The sequence below is a fragment of the Streptomyces sp. OR43 genome (genome assembly GCF_008042275.1).
GTDB lineage: Bacteria > Actinomycetota > Actinomycetes > Streptomycetales > Streptomycetaceae > Streptomyces.
Genome location: NZ_RDBK01000022.1, coordinates 112,827 through 130,777, shown reverse-complemented (window position 1 = coordinate 130,777; position 17,951 = coordinate 112,827). Strand labels below are relative to the sequence as shown.

Genomic DNA, 17,951 nt, shown 5'->3' with positions numbered 1-17,951 from the left:
TCACGGCGGGCGGGGGCCTGCGGCGCGGGTCGCGCACCACAGGAGGAATGGGACGCGGGCCCCGCGTCGCGGCGGCCGGGGCATGCGGCGCGGGTCACGCCGTCGCCGGACCCTCTAACCTGGCCGCCATGACATGGCTGATCACCGGCGGAGCCGGATACATCGGGGCCCACGTGGTGCGGGCGATGAGGGAAGCCGGCGAGCGGGTGGTCGTGCTCGACGACCTCTCGACGGGCAACCCGGACCGGCTGGCGAAGGACGTCCCGCTGGTCCGTGGTTCGGCGGCGGACCGTGCGCTGCTGGACCGGGTGCTCGCGGAGCACGAGGTGACCGGTGTGGTGCATCTCGCAGCGAAGAAGCAGGTCGGCGAATCCGTCGAGAAGCCGCTTCTGTACTACCGGGAGAACGTCACCGGGCTGAACGTCCTCCTGGAGGCCGTCGCGGCCGCCGGGGTACGGCGCTTCCTGTTCTCGTCGTCGGCCGCCGTCTACGGCGTACCGGAAGCGGAGACGATCACCGAGGCGGCCCCCTGCGTCCCGATCAGTCCGTACGGCGAGACCAAGCTCGCCGGCGAATGGCTGGTGCGGGCGGCCGGGCAGGCCCATGGGCTGTCCACCGGCTGTCTGCGCTACTTCAACGTGGCGGGTGCCGCCGAGCCGCAGCTGGCGGACACGGGCGTCTTCAACGTGATCCCGATGTTCTTCGACCGGCTGACCCGCGGTGAGGCGCCGCGGATCTTCGGGGACGACTACGCCACCCCGGACGGCACCTGCGTCCGCGACTACATCCACGTGGCCGATCTGGCCGACGCGCATCTGGCCGTGGCCCGCCGGCTGGCCGCGCAGGACGGTCCCGGGGACCTGACCGTGAACATCGGCCGCGGCGAGGGCGTCTCGGTGCGCGAGCTCGCCGATCTGGTGGCGGAGGTCACCGGCCACGAGCTGAAGCCGGAGACCGAGCCGCGCCGCGCCGGGGACGCCGCGAAGGCGGTCGCCTCGTGCGAGCGGATGTCCGGGCAGCTGGGCTGGACGGCCCGGCGCGGGGTGCGCGAGATGGTCGAGTCGGCCTGGCAGGGCTGGCTGCTGCACCATCCCGGCAGCGTGGCCCGGCAGGAGGTCGAAAGGGCCGGTCCGCCGCTCTGACCTGCAAGCATTTCCGCAGGTCAGAGCAGTTGACAACGGTGTTCAGTGCCGGGTTGCCCGATACCCCCCACCCGTAGTTCACTGACAGGGCCCGGGCCGTTCGCGTCCGGGCCCGCAGACGACCGGGAGGCGTCCCCATGGGGGCAGGGCACGATCACGGACATGCGCACGGAGGGCCCGCGCCCACCGGCACGGCGGCCGCCGCGTACCAGGGGCGGCTGAGGGTCGCGCTGGGCATCACGCTCGCCGTGGCGGTCATGGAGGTCGTCGGAGGTGTGCTGTCGGGCTCCCTCGCGCTGATCGCCGACGCCGCCCACATGGCGACCGACGCCCTCGGTCTCGGCATGGCGCTGCTGGCGATCCACTTCGCGAACAAACCGGCCGGGCCGAACCGGACCTTCGGCTACGCCCGTGCGGAGATCCTCGCCGCGCTGGCCAACTGCGTCCTGCTGCTCGGGGTGGGCGGCTATCTGCTCTTCGAGGCGGTGGAGCGTTTCATCACCCCGGCCGAGACCCGGGGCGGGCTGACGATCGCCTTCGCCCTGGTCGGCCTCGTCGCGAACATGGTGTCGCTGTCGCTTCTGACGCGCGGGCAGAAGGACAGCCTCAACGTGCGCGGCGCCTATCTGGAGGTGCTGGCCGACGCCCTGGGCTCGGTGACCGTGCTGGTCTCGGCGGGCATCATCCTGGCGACGGGCTGGCAGGCGGCGGACCCGGTCGCCTCGCTGGTCATCGGGCTCATGATCGTCCCGCGCACGGTGAAGCTGCTCCGCGAGACGCTGAACGTCCTCCTGGAGTCGGCGCCGCCGGGGGTCGACATGGGCGAGGTGCGCGACCACATCACGGCACTGCCCGGGGTGCTGGACGTCCATGACCTGCACGCCTGGACGATCACCTCGGGCATGCCGGTCCTCTCCGCCCATGTGGTGGTGCATCAGGAGTTCCTCGACTCGATCGGGCACGAGAAACTCCTCCATGAGCTGCAGGGCTGCCTCGGCGACCACTTCGACGTCGAGCACTGCACGTTCCAGCTGGAGCCGAGCGGCCACGCCGAGCACGAGGCGAAGCTCTGCCACTGACCCGGGGCCGGCCGGACCCGCGGTGTAGGGTTTTCGCAGCGATGTACGAATCACTCAAGGGCTGCCCACGTTGACCGACGACGACCACTCCCTGGACGACTCGCCACCCTCTGTCCCGCATGACGGCGATCCGGTGTGTCCGTCCGCCGAAGCCCGCTGGAGCCCCCGTCCCGAGACCGCTGCGGACGGCGCGGCCGTGCACGCGCCCTGGGCCGCCGCGTTCCCGACGGAGTCCGAAGCCGGCCTGGCCGGCGTACGGGCCCTGCGCGATGCCGCGCGCTTGCGCGGGGAGTCACGGGTCCTGGTGCCCGGTCGTCGCGAGTCCTGCCCGGAGTCCGGTTTCGCGCCCGCCCCGCGGTACGGAATCCGGCCAGGTTTCGAGGTGTCCCACGAGGCGATGACGGCCCTGGTCCTCGATGGTTCCGCAGCCGTCGCGCGGGGCAGGACCGAGTATCCGGCGGCGTCCGGGGTCTGACACGCCGTCCGGGGCCCGGCGTGCCGGGGCGGTGCGGCGGGGCCGGACATGCCAGCACCGAAGTGCGGACAAGCCGCTTTTGTACGGCAGACTTGAGCAGACTCGACGGGACCGGCGCTCGGGGCCGAGTCCATAGCGAAGGATGGGTATGCCGACCACACCAGCCACCGCGGCGAACAACTCGTCGAACGGCGCAGCAGAAGCGATCATGCTCGAACTGGTCGACGAGAACGGCACCACCATCGGCACGGCGGAGAAGCTCGCCGCCCACCAGGCACCGGGGCAACTCCACCGGGCGTTCTCCGTGTTCCTCTTCGACGAGCAGGGCCGGCTGTTGCTCCAGCGCCGCGCACTCGGCAAGTACCACTCCCCCGGTGTCTGGTCCAACACCTGCTGCGGCCACCCCTATCCGGGTGAGGCGCCCTTCGCCGCCGCCGCCCGGCGGACGTACGAGGAGCTGGGCGTCTCGCCCTCGCTGCTGGCCGAGGCGGGCACGGTGCGCTACAACCACCCGGATCCCGCGTCGGGTCTGGTCGAGCAGGAGTTCAACCACCTCTTCGTGGGCATGGCCCAGGAGCAGCTGCGGCCGGATCCCGAGGAGGTGGGCGAGACGGCCTTCGTGACGGCCGGGGAGCTGGCCGAGCGGCATGCCCGGGCACCCTTCTCCGCCTGGTTCATGACGGTGCTGGACGCCGCCCGTCCGGCGATCCGGGAGCTGACCGGACCGGCTGCGGGCTGGTAGGCGCGACCCGCCGGCGCGGAGGGGTCACAGCCGTGTGCTGAGCGGCAGGGCCGCCCAGATGACCTTTCCGCCGCCCGCGGTGTGCTCCACGTCGCAGGTGCCGCCCGCTTCCCGGGTGATCTCACGGACGAGCAGGAGCCCGCGCCCGCCGGTCTGCGCGTAGTCCGTCTCCAGGGCCGTCGGCCGGTAGGGGTGGTTGTCCTCGACGGACACCCTGATCCACTCGGCGCCCACGGCGACCTCGACCGCGAGCTCCGGCGAGAGCAGTGCGGCGTGCTTGACCGCGTTGGTCGCCAGTTCGGAGACGATGAGCAGCAGACCCTGGGCGATGTCGTCGTCCACGGGGACGCCCTGGCGCTTCAGCAGGTCGCGTACGGCGTGCCGGGCCTGGGGTACGGAGACGTCCGTGGCCGGGGCGGTGAACCGCCAGACCCCTTCGTACGACACGGGCCGGGCGGGGACACTCCCGCGGCTCTCCATTGTCCGGTACCCGCTCTCCACTCGGTGGTGACTGCACGTCGAGTACAGGGTGCGGGGCGTAGTCGGCTCGGTCCGTACCACTGAACAGAAGTCGACTTCAATCGACGGAACTTGACCGAATGAGCGCAGGTCCGTCAGCTTTCGGACCGCTTCTGCTCTTCCTCCGCGAGGCCGTCCGCGTCGGCGCCGGGTGCCATCTGGGCCGAGACCATCGACACGATCCGCCGGCCGCCGACACCGATCGCGATGAGCCCCAGCCCGTCGAAGAGCAGCGCGAGCGAGAAGAAGCAGCCGAGGACGTAGAGGCTGCTGTGCGGCCAGTCGAAGAGGACCAGCAGCCCGAGCAGCAGTCCGAACGCGCCCTGCAGCAGCGTCCACCCGAACTGGGGTCCGCGCACCACGACGCTGCCCACCAGGCGGAACACTCCGCCCGTGAGGAACAGCAGGGCGGCGAACATGGTCAGTGCCTCGGCGGTGCCGTGGGGGTGGCGGATGACGACGACCCCGGCGGCGATGTTCAGCGCGGCGACCACGACGCCCAGCCAGAAGTAACTGGTTCCGCGCGACTGGATCGCGTGGAGCAGCCCGACCAGGCCGCCGATGAGCAGCAGCCAGCCGAAGAGGATCATCGAGGTGAGCGTGGCGACGCCCGTGTAGACGAGACCGACCAGGCCAGCGACGACGAGCAGGATGCCGAGCAGGGCCAGACCGCTGAAACCGCGGTGGAGCTTCCTGCCCTCTTCGACGGGATCGGGATCGGCCACCGGACACTCCTCAGGGTGCGTACCTGCTTCGCGACCCCTTCTTGATCATAGGTTCGAACGGCATGGATAGCATCCGGCGTATGGACCGTACGGAACCCCGGCTGGAGCACACCGTCGCGGACGGCGTCGCCACCGTCGTCATCAGCAACCCCGCCAAGCGCAACGCGATGACGGCCGCGATGTGGCAGGCGCTTCCCGTGCTGCTCGACGGGCTGGCCACCGACCCGTCGGTGCACGCCCTGGTGCTGACCGGCGCCGGGGACACCTTCTGCGCCGGCGCGGACATCTCCTCGCTCCGCGACCCCTCGGGCGCGCCGCAGGGTCTCGCCGTGGAGGCGGAGGAGGCGCTGGCCGCCTTCCCCCGGCCGACGCTCGCCGCGGTGCGCGGCTACTGCGTGGGCGGGGGCAGCCAGCTGGCGGCCGCCTGCGATCTGCGGTTCGCGCAGGAGGGGGCGTCGTTCGGCGTCACCCCGGCGAAGCTGGGCATCGTCTACCCCGCCTCGTCGACACGGCGGCTGGTCGCGCTCACCGGGCCGGCGACCGCCAAGCACCTGTTGTTCTCCGGGGAGCTGATCGGGACGGACCGGGCGCTGCGGACCGGCCTGGTGGACGAGGTGCTGCCCGCCGGCGAGCTGGACAAGCGGGTCGAGGCGTACGTACGGACGCTGGTGTCCCGTTCACGGCTGACCCAGGCGGCGGCGAAGGAGTTCGCCGCCGGGCGCGTGGACCGGGACGCGTACTGGGCGGAGCAGGCGCGCGGCAGCGGCGACACCGCGGAGGGGGTCGCCGCCTTCCTGGAACGCCGCACGCCCCGCTTCACCTGGCCGGCCGGAGCGTAGGGCCCGCTGCCCGGGCTACTGCCTTCTGCGCGGGCTACTCGAGGATGAAGCGGCTTTTGGCCCGCCACTGCTCGACCATGGCGGCCGGGGCCTTCTCGGGTGATCCCGCGTCGTAGGGCGGCTGCGGGTCGTACTCCGCGAGCAGCTGCACGGCCTGCGCGTACTCGTCACCGGCGATCCGGCCGAGCAGGGTGAGGCCCATGTCGATGCCCGAGGAGACGCCCGCGGCGGTGACGTACTTGCCGTCCGTGACCACGCGTTCGCCGGTCGGCTCCACGCCGTACTCCTTCAGCGTGTCCCGCGCGAGCCAGTGCGAGGTCGCGCGCCGTCCCGTCAGCAGTCCCGCCGCCGCGAGCAGCAGTGATCCGGTGCAGACGGAGGTCGTCCAGGTACTGGTGGCGTCCGCCCGGCGCAGCCAGCCGAGGAGGGCCTCGTTGTCCATCTGGGCGCTCTGCCCGGGGCCACCGGGGACGATCACCAGGTCGGGTGCCGGGACGTCGGCCAGTGTCCGGTCGGCGACCAGCGCCAGGCTGCCGCCGCTGTCGTTGCGCACCGCGCCGGCCGACTCCGCGACGAACACGGTCTCGGCGCCGGGCGCCCGGCTCAGGATCTCGTACGGTCCTACGGCGTCCAGCGCCGTGAAGCGGTCGAAGAGGACGATCGCGATCTGCATGGGTGACTGCCTGCCTTCCGGTCAGTGTCGAGGAGTTCGGTCTGGGGCAGGACCGTGGGGTCCGTCTGGATCTGGAGCGAGCGGATGCCCGGGGTCAGGCCGGGTGCGCTGCTTCGTGGTGGTGGCGGGGCCGCCCGCCGGGCGGGAGCTGAACCGCCGCCGGTATTCGGCGGGTCCGGTGCCCAGCGCCTTGAGGAACGCCCGGCGCATCGCCTCGGGGGTTCCGTAGCCGCAGGTGTGCGCGATCCCGGTGACTCCGTCAGTGGTGTCCTCCAGGAGCCGGCGGGCCTGTTCGAGGCGCACGCGGTCGACGTACCGGCCGGGCGTCATGCCGGTCTCCGCCTGGAACGCGCGGGCGAAATGGCGCGGCGAGAGCCGGGCGCGGGCGGCGAGGGATTCGACGGAGAGGTCCTCGCCGGGGTGTTCGGTGATCCAGTGCTGGACGGCGCGCAGCGGTTCGCGGCGGGCCGTCTGGGCGGTGAGCTGGGCGCTGAACTGGGACTGGTTGCCGGGTCTGCGCAGAAAGACCACCAGGTGGCGGGCGACCGTGAGGGCCACCTCCCGGCCGTGGTCCTCCTCGACGAGGGCGAGCGCGAGGTCGATGCCCGCGGTGACCCCGGCGGACGTGGCGAGCCGCCCGTCGCGTACGAAGATCGGCTCGGGGTCGACCTCGACGGCCGGGTAGGTACGCGCCAGGTGATCACAGACGTTCCAGTGCGTGGTCACCCGGTGCCCGTCCAGCTGTCCGGCCGCGGCGAGGAGCAGGGCGCCGCTGCAGACGGAGACGAGCCGTTCGGGCCGCGGGCCGCGCGCACGCAGCCAGCCGATGAGGTCAGGGGCGGGTTCCCGGGTGCCCTCGCCGCCCGGGACGAGGAGGGTGTGGGGCGTCACGGCGTCGGCGAGGCTGCCGTCGGGGACCAGGACGAGGCCGCTCGACGAGCGCACCGGCGCGCCGTCCAGCGAGGCGGTGCGCAGCTCGTACGCGACCTCCGGGAACCGGGAGGCACCGGCGAAGACCTCCAGGGGCCCGGTGACATCGAGGCTCTGGACGCCGTCGAAGAGGACGACGAGGACGGATCGCTGCTTCATGTCCGCCATCCTGGGCAGCCTGGCGGAAGGCCGCAATGACGGGCAGCCCACCTTTCCTGCCATCCCGGGATGCGGCGTGATTCACCGGGCCCCAGGGTTCCGGCACGTACCGACCAGTCGGTAACGTGCGGGGATGAGTACTCTTCCGCCCCGTGCCGGACGCCGCTGCCACAACGCCCTCAACCCGCTGCACTCCGCGCTCTACTTCTCCCCCGACCTCGGCAAGGAGCTCGGCGGGATCGGGATCGACGATCCCTCCGCCGCCTACTTCGCCTCGCGTGCCGCCGCCATGGGCGCGGTCGGCCCGGGGACGGTCACCGCCACCTTCTACAACTTCAACCACGAGCTCGTGGCCAGGCACGTGCCCGCCGTCTGGGAGATCGCCTCGCCGGAGGCGGTCCTGTCGGCGCGGCTGCGGGCCGCCGACTCGACGCTGCGCCGGCTGCTCGGCGAGGAGGTCATCGCCTCCCCCGAGATGGCCGAGGCGGCCGGGCTGGCCCTGCGCGCCACCGAGGGCTGCACGCGACACGCCCGGCCGCTCTACGCGGCGCACGCCGACCTCCCGGTGCCGCCGCAGCCGCACCTGGCGTACTGGCACGCCGCGACGCTCCTGCGCGAGCACCGCGGCGACGCGCATCTCGCCGCTCTCCTCGGGGCCTCGCTCGACCCGATGGAGGCCCTGGTCAGCCACACGGCCACCGGCAAGGGCATGGCGCCGCGCTGGATCCTGGCCAGCCGCGGCTGGCGGCGCACCGACTGGGAGGACGCGTCCGCGCGACTGCGCGAGCGTGGGCTGCTCACCGCCGAGGGTGAACTGACGGAAGAGGGCACCGCACTGCGGTCAGGCCTGGAGGAGGCCACGGACCGGATGGACGTGGCACCGTACGAGCATCTCGGCGGCGCGGGCGTGGCCCGGCTGACGGAGCTGGGGCGCGGATTCCTCGGCATCGCCCTGGCCGCGGGCGCGTTCCCGGCGGACGCGACCGGCTGACCTGCCGGAAAACGGCGGCCGGTAACTGGGGTGGCCGGGCGACACGGCACGCGGCCACGCGGCACAATGCAGGCGAGTGGCTCCGGTGCCCGCCCGAACGGGCGGCCCCGGGCCCGACCAGCACAGCCAGCAGGAGAAGGCGAGTCGGTAGAACCGTGACGACGTCCATCGAAGGCAGGATCGCCGAGGAGCTCGGCGTACGCGAGCGACAGGTGAAGGCGGCCGTCGAGCTGCTCGACGGCGGATCGACCGTGCCGTTCATCGCGCGCTACCGCAAGGAAGCGACCGAGATGCTCGACGATGCGCAGCTGCGCACGCTGGAGGAGCGGCTCAGGTATCTGCGGGAGCTGGAGGAGCGCCGGGCGGCGATCCTCGAATCCGTACGGGAGCAGGGCAAGCTCGACGAGGCCCTGGAGGCGCAGATCCGGGCCGCCGACACGAAGGCGCGGCTGGAGGACATCTACCTGCCGTTCAAGCCGAAGCGGCGGACCAAGGCCCAGATCGCCCGCGAGGCCGGTCTCGAACCGCTCGCCTCGGGCCTGCTCGACGACCCGTCGGCGGATCCGCTCACCGCGGCCGCGGCCTTCGTCGACGCGGACAAGGGAGTCGCGGACGCCGCGGCGGCCCTGGAGGGGGCCCGCGCCATCCTCACCGAGCGCTTCTCGGAGGACGCCGACCTGATCGGCGACCTGCGGGAGCGCATGTGGACGCGCGGGCGGCTGACGGCGAAGGTGCGGGACGGCAAGGAGGAGGCGGGCGCCAAGTTCGCGGACTACTTCGACTTCGCCGAGCCGTTTACCGCGCTGCCCTCGCACCGGGTGCTGGCGATGCTCCGCGGCGAGAAGGAGGATGTCCTCGACCTGGTCCTGGAGCCGGAGGAGCCGTCCGACACGCCCGGCCCGTCCGGTTACGAGAACATGGTGGCCCGGCGCTTCGGGGTGAACGACCGCGGGCGCCCCGGCGACAAGTGGCTCGGTGACACGGTGCGCTGGGCCTGGCGGACCCGGATCCTCGTCCACCTCGGGATCGATCTGCGGCTGCGGCTGCGCACCGCGGCGGAGGACGAGGCGGTACGCGTCTTCGCGTCCAACCTGCGCGATCTGCTGCTGGCCGCTCCGGCCGGCACACGGGCAACGCTGGGGCTCGACCCCGGCTTCCGTACGGGAGTGAAGGTCGCCGTCGTCGACGCGACCGGCAAGGTCGTCGCGACCGATGTCATCTACCCGCACGTCCCGGCCAACAAGTGGGACCAGTCGCTCGCCAGGCTGGAGCAGCTGGCGAAGGCGCACGATGTCGATCTGATCGCGATCGGCAACGGCACCGCATCGCGCGAGACGGACAAGCTCGCCGGTGAACTGTGCGAGAAGCACCCGGAGTTGAAGCTGACCAAGGTGATGGTGTCGGAGGCGGGCGCCTCCGTGTACTCGGCCTCGGCCTTCGCCTCGCAGGAACTCCCGGACATGGACGTGTCGTTGCGCGGCGCCGTCTCGATCGCCCGCCGCCTCCAGGACCCGCTCGCCGAGCTGGTGAAGATCGACCCGAAGTCCATCGGGGTCGGGCAGTACCAGCACGACCTGTCCGAGGTGAAGCTGTCGCGGTCGCTGGACGCGGTCGTCGAGGACTGTGTGAACGGGGTCGGGGTCGACGTCAACACCGCGTCGGCGCCGCTGCTTTCACGGGTCTCCGGCATCGGTTCGGGGCTCGCGGAGAACATCGTGGCGCACCGCGACGCCAACGGCCCGTTCCGCTCCCGCAAGGGCCTCAAGGACGTGGCGAGGCTGGGCCCGAAGGCGTACGAGCAGTGCGCGGGCTTCCTGCGGATCCGGGGTGACGACCCGCTGGACGCGTCCAGCGTGCACCCGGAGGCGTACCCGGTGGTCCGGGCGATGGTGAAGCGGACGGGGAGCGACGTCGCCTCGCTGATCGGCAACACGGGTGTGCTGCGGACACTGCGGGCGGACGACTACGTGGACGAGAAGTTCGGGCTGCCGACCGTCACCGACATCATCAAGGAGCTGGAGAAGCCGGGGCGCGACCCTCGTCCGGCCTTCAAGACGGCGACCTTCAAGGAAGGCGTCGAGAAGATCGGCGACCTGGCCTCCGGAATGGTGCTGGAGGGCGTCGTGACGAACGTCGCGGCGTTCGGGGCGTTCGTCGACGTCGGCGTGCACCAGGACGGTCTGGTGCATGTGTCGGCGATGTCGAGGACCTTCGTGAAGGACCCGCGGGATGTCGTGAAGCCGGGTGACATCGTGAGGGTCAAGGTCATGGAGGTCGACATCCCGCGGAAGCGGATCTCGTTGACGCTGCGGCTGGACGACGAGGCGGGGCCCGGGGCGGGTGCGGGGTCCGGTGCCGGCGCCGGTGAGCGCGGCGGGCGTCCGCCGCGGCAGCGACAGGGGCAGGGCGCTTCGGGTGCGCGTGGCGGTCAGGGCGGCGCTCAGGGCGGCCAGGGGCGTGACCGGCGCGGTGGCGGGGGCGGTAACGGGGGCGGCGCCCGTCAGGCGCCGGCCGCGGCTCCGGCCAACGGGGCGATGGCCGACGCGTTGCGGCGGGCGGGACTGCTGAAGCCCGAGCAGGGTGGCAGGAAGCGGTAGCCCTGGCGGGGGTGGGTGGGGTGGGTGCGCCTGCGGCGGGCTTGTTCCCCGCCCCTTCCCGTAACCGGGGCTCCGCCCCGGACCCCGCTCCTCAAACGCCGGAGGGGCTGAAGGCGCCCGAGGGGCCGGGGAGCATGCACGCGGAGGAAGGGCGTAGCGGTCAGATCTCCGTCAGGCGGCCGCCCGCCACCTCGACGCGGCGTGTCGTGCGGACCGCCTCCAGCATCCGGCGGTCGTGCGTGACCAGCAGCAGCGTCCCCGTGTAGGAGTCCAGCGCCGACTCCAGCTGTTCGATCGCGGGCAGGTCCAGGTGGTTCGTGGGCTCGTCCAGCACCAGGAGGTTGACGCCGCGGCCCTGGAGGAGCGCGAGCCCCGCGCGGGTGCGTTCGCCCGGGGAGAGCGTGGTCGCCGGGCGCATCACATGGTCGGCGCGCAGACCGAACTTGGCGAGCAGCGTACGGACTTCGGCGGGTTCCGTGTCCGGAACGGCGGCGCAGAACGCCTCCAGCAGCGACTCCGAGCCGTGGAACAGCTTCCGTGCCTGGTCGACCTCGCCGACCACCACACCCGAGCCCAGGCTCGCGTGCCCCGAGTCCAGCGGGAGGCGCCCGAGCAGGGCGGCGAGCAGCGTCGACTTGCCGGCCCCGTTGGCGCCGGTGATGGCGACCCGGTCCGCCCAGTCGATCTGAAGCGAGGCGGGACCGAAGGCGAAGTCGCCGAGGACGACCCGGGCCTCGCGCAGGGTGGCGACGACGGAGCCGGAGCGGGGCGCGGAGGCGATCTCCATCCGCAGCTCCCATTCCTTGCGCGGCTCGTCCACGACGTCGAGGCGCTCGATCATGCGCTGGGTCTGCCGGGCCTTCGCGGCCTGCTTCTCGCTCGACTCGCTGCGGAACTTGCGGGCCATCTTGTCCGAGTCGCCGGCCTTGCGACGGGCGTTCCTGACGCCCTTGTCCATCCAGGAACGCTGCATCAGGGCCCGGCCCTCGAGCGCCGAGCGCTTGTCCGCGTACTCCTCGAACTCCTCACGCGCGTGCCTGCGGGCCCGGTCGCGCTCCTCCAGGTAGGCCGCGTAGCCACCGCCGTACAGGTTGATCTGCTGCTGGGCGAGGTCGAGTTCGAGGACCTTGGTGACCGTGCGCATCAGGAACTCGCGGTCGTGGCTGATGACGACCGTGCCGGCGCGCAGCCCGGAGACGTACCGCTCCAGCCGTTCCAGACCGCCCAGGTCGAGGTCGTTGGTGGGCTCGTCGAGCAGGAAGACGTCGTAGCGGGACAGCAGGAGCGAGGCGAGTCCGGCGCGGGCGGCCTGGCCGCCGGAGAGCGCGGTCATCGGCAGGTCGAGCCCCACGGTGAGGCCGAGGTCGGCCGCGATCTCCTCGGCCCGCTCGTCCAGGTCGGCGCCGCCGAGTGCGAGCCAGCGCTCCAGCGACTCGGAGTACGCGTCGTCCGCTCCGGGCGCCCCGTCCACGAGGGCCTGGGTGGCGGTATCCATCGCGGCCTGGGCGTCGGCGACGCCGGTGCGGCGCGCCAGGAACGCGCGCACGGTCTCGTCGGGGCGGCGCTCCGGCTCCTGCGGCAGGTGGCCGACCGTGGCGGTGGGCGGGGAGAGCCGCAGCTCGCCCTCCTCCGGCTGGTCGAGCCCGGCGAGGAGTCGCAGCAGCGACGATTTTCCGGCGCCGTTGACTCCGACGAGACCGATCACGTCACCGGGCGCGACCACGAGGTCGAGCTCGGCGAAGAGAGTGCGGTCGCCGTGTCCGGCGGCGAGGTCCTTGGCGACGAGAGTGGCAGTCATCAGGGTGCCGATCCTAATCGGCCGCCGGACCGCCCCGGGCGCTCAGGCCCGCCGGTGGCTCACGGGGGCTCCGAGGAGCAGGCGGCCCGCATGGGTGGTGAAGGCCGCCGGTGGTACGTCGGAGGCGAGCGGGGAGACGGCGTCGAGGGTGGGAGACGGAACGGCAGCGGGCGGCCGTCGACGAGGAAGTCCATGACCAGCCGGTGCGCCTGGTGGTCACGGTGGGCCAGAACGCCGGCGGCCCGCATGGCGGGTGCCAGGACGGAGATCGCGTACGGGGCGGACATGACCCGGGTTTGCCGAGCGGAGACCCTGCCGAGCAGGCGAGGAAGGAGTTCCGTTAGCGTCCGGCCATGAGCGGATACCGAGCCGGCGGGAACGGCGGGGCGGCAGTGTCGGATGTGATCGTGGTGGGCGGTGGGGTCAGTGGCCTCACCACGGCGATGGTGCTCGCGGAACGCGGTGACCGGGTTCGGGTCTGGTCCGCGGCGCCGGCGGCGGACAGCACGTCGGCGGTCGCGGGCGCTCTCTGGTGGCCCTACCGGATCGAGCCGCGGGACCGGGTGGGCGACTGGTCGCTGGCCTCGCTCCGGTGGTACCAGGAGCTGGCCGCCCGTCCGCGGGAGACCGGTGTGCGGCTCGTCGAGGGCCTGCACCGGGGCGAGCGGCTCGCCGGGCTCGGGCCGTGGGCGGGACAGCTGAAGGGTGCGGTGGAGACCGCCGAGGGGCTGCGGTGCCGGCTGCCGCTGATCGACATGCCGGTCCATCTGGCGTGGCTGGAGGAGCGGGTCGGGGCGGCCGGCGGCTCGGTGGAGCGGCGCGCCGTCACCTCGTTCGACGAGTCGGCGGCGGAGGCGGCGACGGTGGTCAACTGCACGGGGCTCGGCGCCCGGGAGCTGGTCCCGGACGCCGGGATGCGGCCGGTGCGCGGTCAGTTGGTGCTGGTGGAGAATCCGGGGATCGAGGAGTGGTTCACCGAGGCTGATCCGGCGTCGAGCGAGACGACGTACTTCTTCCCGCAGCCGGGCCGGCTGGTGCTCGGTGGCACGGCGGGCACCGATGACTGGAGCACGGTGCCCGATCCCCGTACGGCGCGGGAGATCGTGGCCCGGTGCGCCCGGGTCCGCCCGGAGATCGCCCGGGCGCGGGTCCTCGGGCACCGGGTGGGCCTGCGGCCGGCCCGGGACGCGGGGGTGCGGATCGAGGCGGAGCCGCTGCCCGGCGGCGGGCGTCTGGTGCACAACTACGGGCACGGGGGCGCGGGTGTGACGGTGGCCCTGGGGTGCGCGCGGGCGGCGGCCCAACTGGTGGGCTGAGCCGCCGCGTACGGATCATGGGCCGAGGACGAGCCGCCGCGTACCCGGCGTGGACCGGGGACACGTCGCGCCGCCGCGTACCGGCAGAGCCTCCCGGTCAGCTGTCCGCGGCCGTCGAGCCGCCGGGCTTGTCATGGTGCTCGGTGGTGATCTGGCTGCCGCCGGGGCCGATCCGGATCTCGAAGTCACCGTCGTACTTGGCGTGCCCCTCGATGACCGCGGACTCGACGGCTTCCACACCGAACTCGCGGCGCACGATCAGCGGGTCCTCGCGGAGGTCCCGCATCAGCGCCACGCACATGCCGATCATCACGAGGGTGAAGGGCGCCGCCACCAGAATGGTCAGGTTCTGCAGGCCTTCCAGCGCGTTGCCCTTGCCGTTGCCGATGAGCAGCATGATCGCCGCCACGGCGCCGGTGACGACGCCCCAGAAGATCACGACCCACTTGGCCGGTTCGAGGATGCCCTTCTGGGAGAGGGTGCCCATCACGATGGAGGCGGCGTCCGCGCCCGAGACGAAGAAGATGCCGACCAGCACCATCACCAGGACGCTCATCACCGTGGCGATCGGGAACTGGTCCAGTACGCCGAAGAGCTGGGCCTCCGGGGTGCCCGCCCCGCTCAGCCTGCCGGCCTCCTGAAGCTTGATCGCGGTTCCGCCGAAGACCGCGAACCAGACCAGGCTCACGGTGCTGGGCACCAGGATGACGCCACCGATGAACTGGCGGATGGTCCGGCCCCGGCTGATCCGGGCGATGAACATGCCGACGAAGGGCGTCCAGGAGATCCACCAGGCCCAGTAGAAGACCGTCCAGCTGCCCAGCCACTCGGCCACCTTGCCCTCGCCGGTCGCCTCGGTGCGTCCGATGAGCTGGGGCAGATCACCGAGGTAGGCGCCGAGCGAGGTGGGCAGCAGATCCAGCACGATGATCGTCGGACCCGCGATGAACACGAAGACGGCGAGGATCAGGGCGAGCACCATGTTGATGTTGGACAGCCATTGGATGCCCTTCTCCACGCCGGAGATGGCCGAGGCGACGAAGGCGACCGTCAGCACGGCGATGATCAGGACCAGCAGCCCGGTGCCCGTCTTCTCCTGCCAGTTCAGCTCCTGGAATCCGCTGCCGATCTGGAGAGCACCCAGGCCCAGCGAGGCGGCCGAGCCGAAGAGGGTCGCGAAGATGGCGAGGATGTCGATCAGGCGGCCGAAACCGCCGTGGGCGTGGCGGGGACCGATGAGCGGTTCGAAGACCGCGCTGATCGTCTGCCGCCTGCGACGCCGGAAGGTGCTGTACGCGATGGCCAGCCCGACCACCGCGTAGATCGCCCAGGGATGGAGTGTCCAGTGGAAGAGGGTGGTGGCCATCGCCGTTTGCATCGCCTCGGCGGCGTCGGCGGGGTGGGTGCCGGGCGGCGGGTCCGTGAAGTGCGCCAGCGGCTCGCTGACCCCGTAGAACATCAGGCCGATGCCCATGCCGGCGCTGAACATCATCGCGACCCAGGACACGGTCCTGAATTCCGGCCCCTCACCCTCCTGGCCGAGGGTGATGTTTCCGTACCTGCTGATGGCGAGCCAGAGGGCGAAGACCACGAATCCGCTGGCGGCCAGCATGAAGGCCCAACCACCGTTGTGAAGGAGCCCGTTGAGCAAGGTATCGGACACGTCCTCCAGGGAGTCGGTGGCGGTGGCTCCCCAGACCACGAAGGCCAGGGTGAGGGCCGCGGTGACTCCGAACACCACCCGGTCGGTCGTGGGGCGCCGGCCCTGGGCCGGATCGCCGGGCAGATCCGCCGTCACCGACAGATCCCCCCTGCCGCCCGTTCTCTGATCGTCCTGCGACACGAATGGCACCTTTCACGGAAGCTGAAATTTCGCTCTCCGTAGGCAGTACCACACGCGGTGTGCATCTCCCGGGATCAACAAGCGGTATCGGCTTGACCGTTTGTGAGGTGATATGTCGCCCTCCGGTCCAGGAGGAGTGGAATCAGCCTCCGGGCGGGCTGCCGCAGGGTCACATACACACCGTCACCGTCGGGCCGGGACGTGACGCCGTGCAGGGCCAGTTCGTCCATCACGTCGGCGTAGCGGTCAGCCGTGAGCCGGTAACCGCAGGGCGGGTCGGCGAGGATCTCGTCGGGCCCCGCCGCCTCGTTGTCCGCTCCCCCGAGGAACACCGGTCCCCGGTCGGCGAACCCTGCCGCGCGCGACCGTGCGGTGGCGGCGCGGATGCGGTCGTGCTCGGCGTCGGCGTAGGCGAAGAGCGCGCCGAGCGCGACGCGTTGGGACCGGACGCGACGGCGCTGCCCGACGGCGGGATCGGCGCGTTCGGCGCCGGAGAGCGCGTCCGCGCGGGATTCGACCAGCAGGCCGAGCGCGTGCTTGAGGGCCGTCGTGTTGCGCAGAATGCGTTCCTGCCCGTCGCCTGCGGTCTGTTCGAGCGGGCCGCCGGTCAGTGGGTCGGTCCGTACTCCGTACCGGCCGCTGCTGAATCGCGCGTCCAGGAGGGCCGGACGCACATAGCGTTCGACCAGACGCTCGGACGCGTCGTGCACCCGTTCGTCTGCGTTGAGGTTGCGGGGCCAGAGGACGTAGAGGTCCTTGTCGTAGTACGGCGGGGTGGCGCTGTACTCGTGGAGGTCCTCGACGACTTCGGGGGTGCGGTCCCTGATGACGGCGGCGATGGCGCGGGCCTCGGCGGTCCGCAGGGCGATGTGGTCGCGGTTGATGTCCAGTCCGTCGGCGTTGCCACGCGTTCCGGCGGCCAGGCCGTCCGGGTTGGCGGTGGGCAGGACGAGGATCTCGGTACGGGAGAGGAAGGCGCGGGTCGCCGGGTCCGTGGCGTAGGCGAGGTCGCGGATCGTCGTCAGGCACGCCTCGCGGCCGGCGGGTTCGTCGCCGTGCTGGCTGCAGACCAGCAGCACGGTGAGGGTGGCCCCGCGGCCGCCGCCGATCCGGACGAGGCGCAGGGGCCGCCCCTGCCCGGTCGTGCCGATCCGGTCCACGGCGACCCGGTCGCTGTGGCGGTCGGCGGCGGCGAGCAGCGAACGTTCCTCGTCGGAGCTGGTCCACCGGGCACCGGCGGCCGACTCGAAACCGGTACGGGGCGGGGTGTGCGCCGCCTCGGAGGGCGCGGTGACCAGGGCGACGGCGAGCGCGGCGACGACGGCCGTCGAAGTGAGGCCACGGACGCGACCGGAACGCCTGCGGGGGCGGTTCGGCCCCGGCCGGGTCATCGGTCCGTTCGCCGGGCCGCGCGCCGTACGCGTATCGGCATGCGCGGAACGTACCCCGTAGGGTGCCTCGCGCGACAGACCCGCGCGGGGTCCGGTCGGCGGCCGGTTCACGGGAGGGCGTCCGCGACCGTGTCCACGACGTTTCTCTCGCGGGATGACAGACTGCCCGGATGATCGAGGACCTTCCCGCAGGCCTGGTGGCCCGGCACCTTGCCGAGGACGACCATCTCCGCGTACTCGCCGTACTGGACTCGTGGTGGGGCGGGCTGAAGGGGGAAGCGGGCGCGACGGAACGCGCGTTGCTGCTGCCCCGGCTGTACTTCCAGCACTTCACGAGCACCGGTTTCCTGGTCGAACGTGACGGTGGCGAGGTGGCCGCCTTCCTGGTCGGCTTCCTGTCCCAGAGCGAACCCGAGTCGGCGTATGTGCACTTCGCCGGCATCGACCCGGCCCTGCACGGACAAGGTGTGGGCCGGGCCCTCTACGGAGCCTTCTTCGCGCTCGCCCGGTCCCACGGGCGCCGTTACGTGCACTGCGTCACCAGCCCGGAGAACACCGCGTCACAGGCGTTCCACACCCGGCTCGGCTTCACGGCCTCCGCCGTGAAACCGGACTACGACGGCCCCGGGCTCGACCGGGTGGCGTTCACCATCGACCTCTCCGCCGGCCCGGTGGCCACGCCCCGGCCGGTCTAAGGTGACGAGGTTCGCGCTCACCGCCGTTCCCCGCCTC

Annotated in this window: 15 protein-coding genes and 2 pseudogenes; 9 read left to right on the top strand and 8 right to left on the bottom strand. The window is 72.0% G+C overall.

Going from position 1 to position 17,951, the window contains the following annotated elements:
• Positions 1-128: 128 nt before the first annotated feature.
• The 4 genes from galE (at position 129) to idi (ending at position 3,438) form a co-directional block, all read left to right on the top strand.
• Entirely contained in the window at positions 129-1,142 is a 1,014-nt protein-coding gene (gene galE / locus EAO72_RS10395) for a UDP-glucose 4-epimerase GalE (RefSeq protein WP_148016966.1), read from the top strand.
• A 137-nt stretch (positions 1,143-1,279) separates the two neighbouring features.
• The gene (locus tag EAO72_RS10390) at positions 1,280-2,221 is read left to right on the top strand and encodes a cation diffusion facilitator family transporter (protein ID WP_148016965.1); all 942 of its coding nucleotides are present in this window, start codon (positions 1,280-1,282) and stop codon (positions 2,219-2,221) included.
• A 70-nt stretch (positions 2,222-2,291) separates the two neighbouring features.
• Entirely contained in the window at positions 2,292-2,696 is a 405-nt protein-coding gene (locus tag EAO72_RS10385) for a hypothetical protein (RefSeq protein WP_261991406.1), read from the top strand.
• A 148-nt stretch (positions 2,697-2,844) separates the two neighbouring features.
• Positions 2,845-3,438: an isopentenyl-diphosphate Delta-isomerase gene (gene idi, locus EAO72_RS10380; protein ID WP_148016964.1), complete on the top strand. Its 594-nt coding sequence runs from the start codon at positions 2,845-2,847 to the stop codon at positions 3,436-3,438.
• Between the two features lie 24 nt (positions 3,439-3,462).
• Here the strand turns inward: idi and EAO72_RS10375 are convergent, their stop codons facing one another.
• A complete protein-coding gene (locus EAO72_RS10375; protein WP_148016963.1) occupies positions 3,463-3,918 on the bottom strand; it encodes an ATP-binding protein in 456 nt (151 codons plus the stop codon).
• 134 nt (positions 3,919-4,052) lie between these two features.
• Positions 4,053-4,682, bottom strand: coding sequence for an HdeD family acid-resistance protein (locus EAO72_RS10370; RefSeq protein WP_148016962.1), 630 nt, complete (start codon positions 4,680-4,682; stop codon positions 4,053-4,055).
• Positions 4,683-4,762: 80 nt separating this feature from the next.
• Between EAO72_RS10370 and EAO72_RS10365 the strand changes: the two genes are divergently transcribed.
• Positions 4,763-5,521, top strand: a complete 759-nt coding sequence (locus EAO72_RS10365; RefSeq protein WP_148016961.1) for an enoyl-CoA hydratase/isomerase family protein — start codon at positions 4,763-4,765, stop codon at positions 5,519-5,521.
• Between the two features lie 34 nt (positions 5,522-5,555).
• On the opposite strand, the gene EAO72_RS10360 is transcribed toward EAO72_RS10365, so the two are convergent.
• The gene (locus EAO72_RS10360) at positions 5,556-6,194 is read right to left on the bottom strand and encodes a DJ-1/PfpI family protein (protein ID WP_148016960.1); all 639 of its coding nucleotides are present in this window, start codon (positions 6,192-6,194) and stop codon (positions 5,556-5,558) included.
• A gap of 135 nt (positions 6,195-6,329) precedes the next feature.
• A pseudogene (locus tag EAO72_RS10355) lies at positions 6,330-7,283 on the bottom strand (GlxA family transcriptional regulator); the annotation flags it as partial.
• A gap of 133 nt (positions 7,284-7,416) precedes the next feature.
• On the opposite strand from EAO72_RS10355, the gene EAO72_RS10350 reads away from it, so the two are divergent.
• Positions 7,417-8,274: an SCO6745 family protein gene (locus EAO72_RS10350; protein ID WP_148016958.1), complete on the top strand. Its 858-nt coding sequence runs from the start codon at positions 7,417-7,419 to the stop codon at positions 8,272-8,274.
• Between the two features lie 155 nt (positions 8,275-8,429).
• A complete protein-coding gene (locus tag EAO72_RS10345; RefSeq protein ID WP_148016957.1) occupies positions 8,430-10,871 on the top strand; it encodes a Tex family protein in 2,442 nt (813 codons plus the stop codon).
• A 160-nt stretch (positions 10,872-11,031) separates the two neighbouring features.
• Here the strand turns inward: EAO72_RS10345 and EAO72_RS10335 are convergent, their stop codons facing one another.
• The gene (locus EAO72_RS10335) at positions 11,032-12,669 is read right to left on the bottom strand and encodes an ABC-F family ATP-binding cassette domain-containing protein (protein WP_148016955.1); all 1,638 of its coding nucleotides are present in this window, start codon (positions 12,667-12,669) and stop codon (positions 11,032-11,034) included.
• Positions 12,670-12,735: 66 nt separating this feature from the next.
• Positions 12,736-12,956: pseudogene (locus EAO72_RS10330) on the bottom strand (oxidoreductase); the annotation flags it as partial.
• A 66-nt stretch (positions 12,957-13,022) separates the two neighbouring features.
• On the opposite strand from EAO72_RS10330, the gene EAO72_RS10325 reads away from it, so the two are divergent.
• Complete coding sequence (locus EAO72_RS10325) at positions 13,023-13,985, top strand: FAD-dependent oxidoreductase (RefSeq protein WP_148016954.1); 963 nt, start codon at positions 13,023-13,025, stop codon at positions 13,983-13,985.
• A gap of 97 nt (positions 13,986-14,082) precedes the next feature.
• Here EAO72_RS10325 and EAO72_RS10320 read toward each other — a convergent pair whose 3' ends face one another.
• Positions 14,083-15,828, bottom strand: coding sequence for a BCCT family transporter (locus tag EAO72_RS10320; RefSeq protein WP_187284998.1), 1,746 nt, complete (start codon positions 15,826-15,828; stop codon positions 14,083-14,085).
• A gap of 74 nt (positions 15,829-15,902) precedes the next feature.
• Positions 15,903-17,219, bottom strand: coding sequence for a M14 family metallopeptidase (locus EAO72_RS10315; protein WP_148016953.1), 1,317 nt, complete (start codon positions 17,217-17,219; stop codon positions 15,903-15,905).
• Between the two features lie 170 nt (positions 17,220-17,389).
• Between EAO72_RS10315 and EAO72_RS10310 the strand changes: the two genes are divergently transcribed.
• Positions 17,390-17,914, top strand: a complete 525-nt coding sequence (locus EAO72_RS10310) for a GNAT family N-acetyltransferase (RefSeq protein ID WP_148016952.1) — start codon at positions 17,390-17,392, stop codon at positions 17,912-17,914.
• Positions 17,915-17,951: the final 37 nt, after the last annotated feature.

Bases quoted from the DNA above. Each gene is read 5' to 3' on its own strand.
- EAO72_RS10315 (WP_148016953.1), bottom strand. From the start codon at position 17,219: ATGACCCGGCCGGGGCCGAACCGCCCCCGCAGGCGTTCCGGTCGCGTC.
- EAO72_RS10335 (WP_148016955.1), bottom strand. From the start codon at position 12,669: ATGACTGCCACTCTCGTCGCCAAGGACCTCGCCGCCGGACACGGCGAC.
- EAO72_RS10390 (WP_148016965.1), top strand. From the start codon at position 1,280: ATGGGGGCAGGGCACGATCACGGACATGCGCACGGAGGGCCCGCGCCC.
- EAO72_RS10360 (WP_148016960.1), bottom strand. From the start codon at position 6,194: ATGCAGATCGCGATCGTCCTCTTCGACCGCTTCACGGCGCTGGACGCC.
- EAO72_RS10365 (WP_148016961.1), top strand. From the start codon at position 4,763: ATGGACCGTACGGAACCCCGGCTGGAGCACACCGTCGCGGACGGCGTC.
- EAO72_RS10325 (WP_148016954.1), top strand. From the start codon at position 13,023: ATGAGCGGATACCGAGCCGGCGGGAACGGCGGGGCGGCAGTGTCGGAT.
- idi (WP_148016964.1), top strand. From the start codon at position 2,845: ATGCCGACCACACCAGCCACCGCGGCGAACAACTCGTCGAACGGCGCA.
- galE (WP_148016966.1), top strand. From the start codon at position 129: ATGACATGGCTGATCACCGGCGGAGCCGGATACATCGGGGCCCACGTG.
- EAO72_RS10350 (WP_148016958.1), top strand. From the start codon at position 7,417: ATGAGTACTCTTCCGCCCCGTGCCGGACGCCGCTGCCACAACGCCCTC.
- EAO72_RS10310 (WP_148016952.1), top strand. From the start codon at position 17,390: ATGATCGAGGACCTTCCCGCAGGCCTGGTGGCCCGGCACCTTGCCGAG.
- EAO72_RS10375 (WP_148016963.1), bottom strand. From the start codon at position 3,918: ATGGAGAGCCGCGGGAGTGTCCCCGCCCGGCCCGTGTCGTACGAAGGG.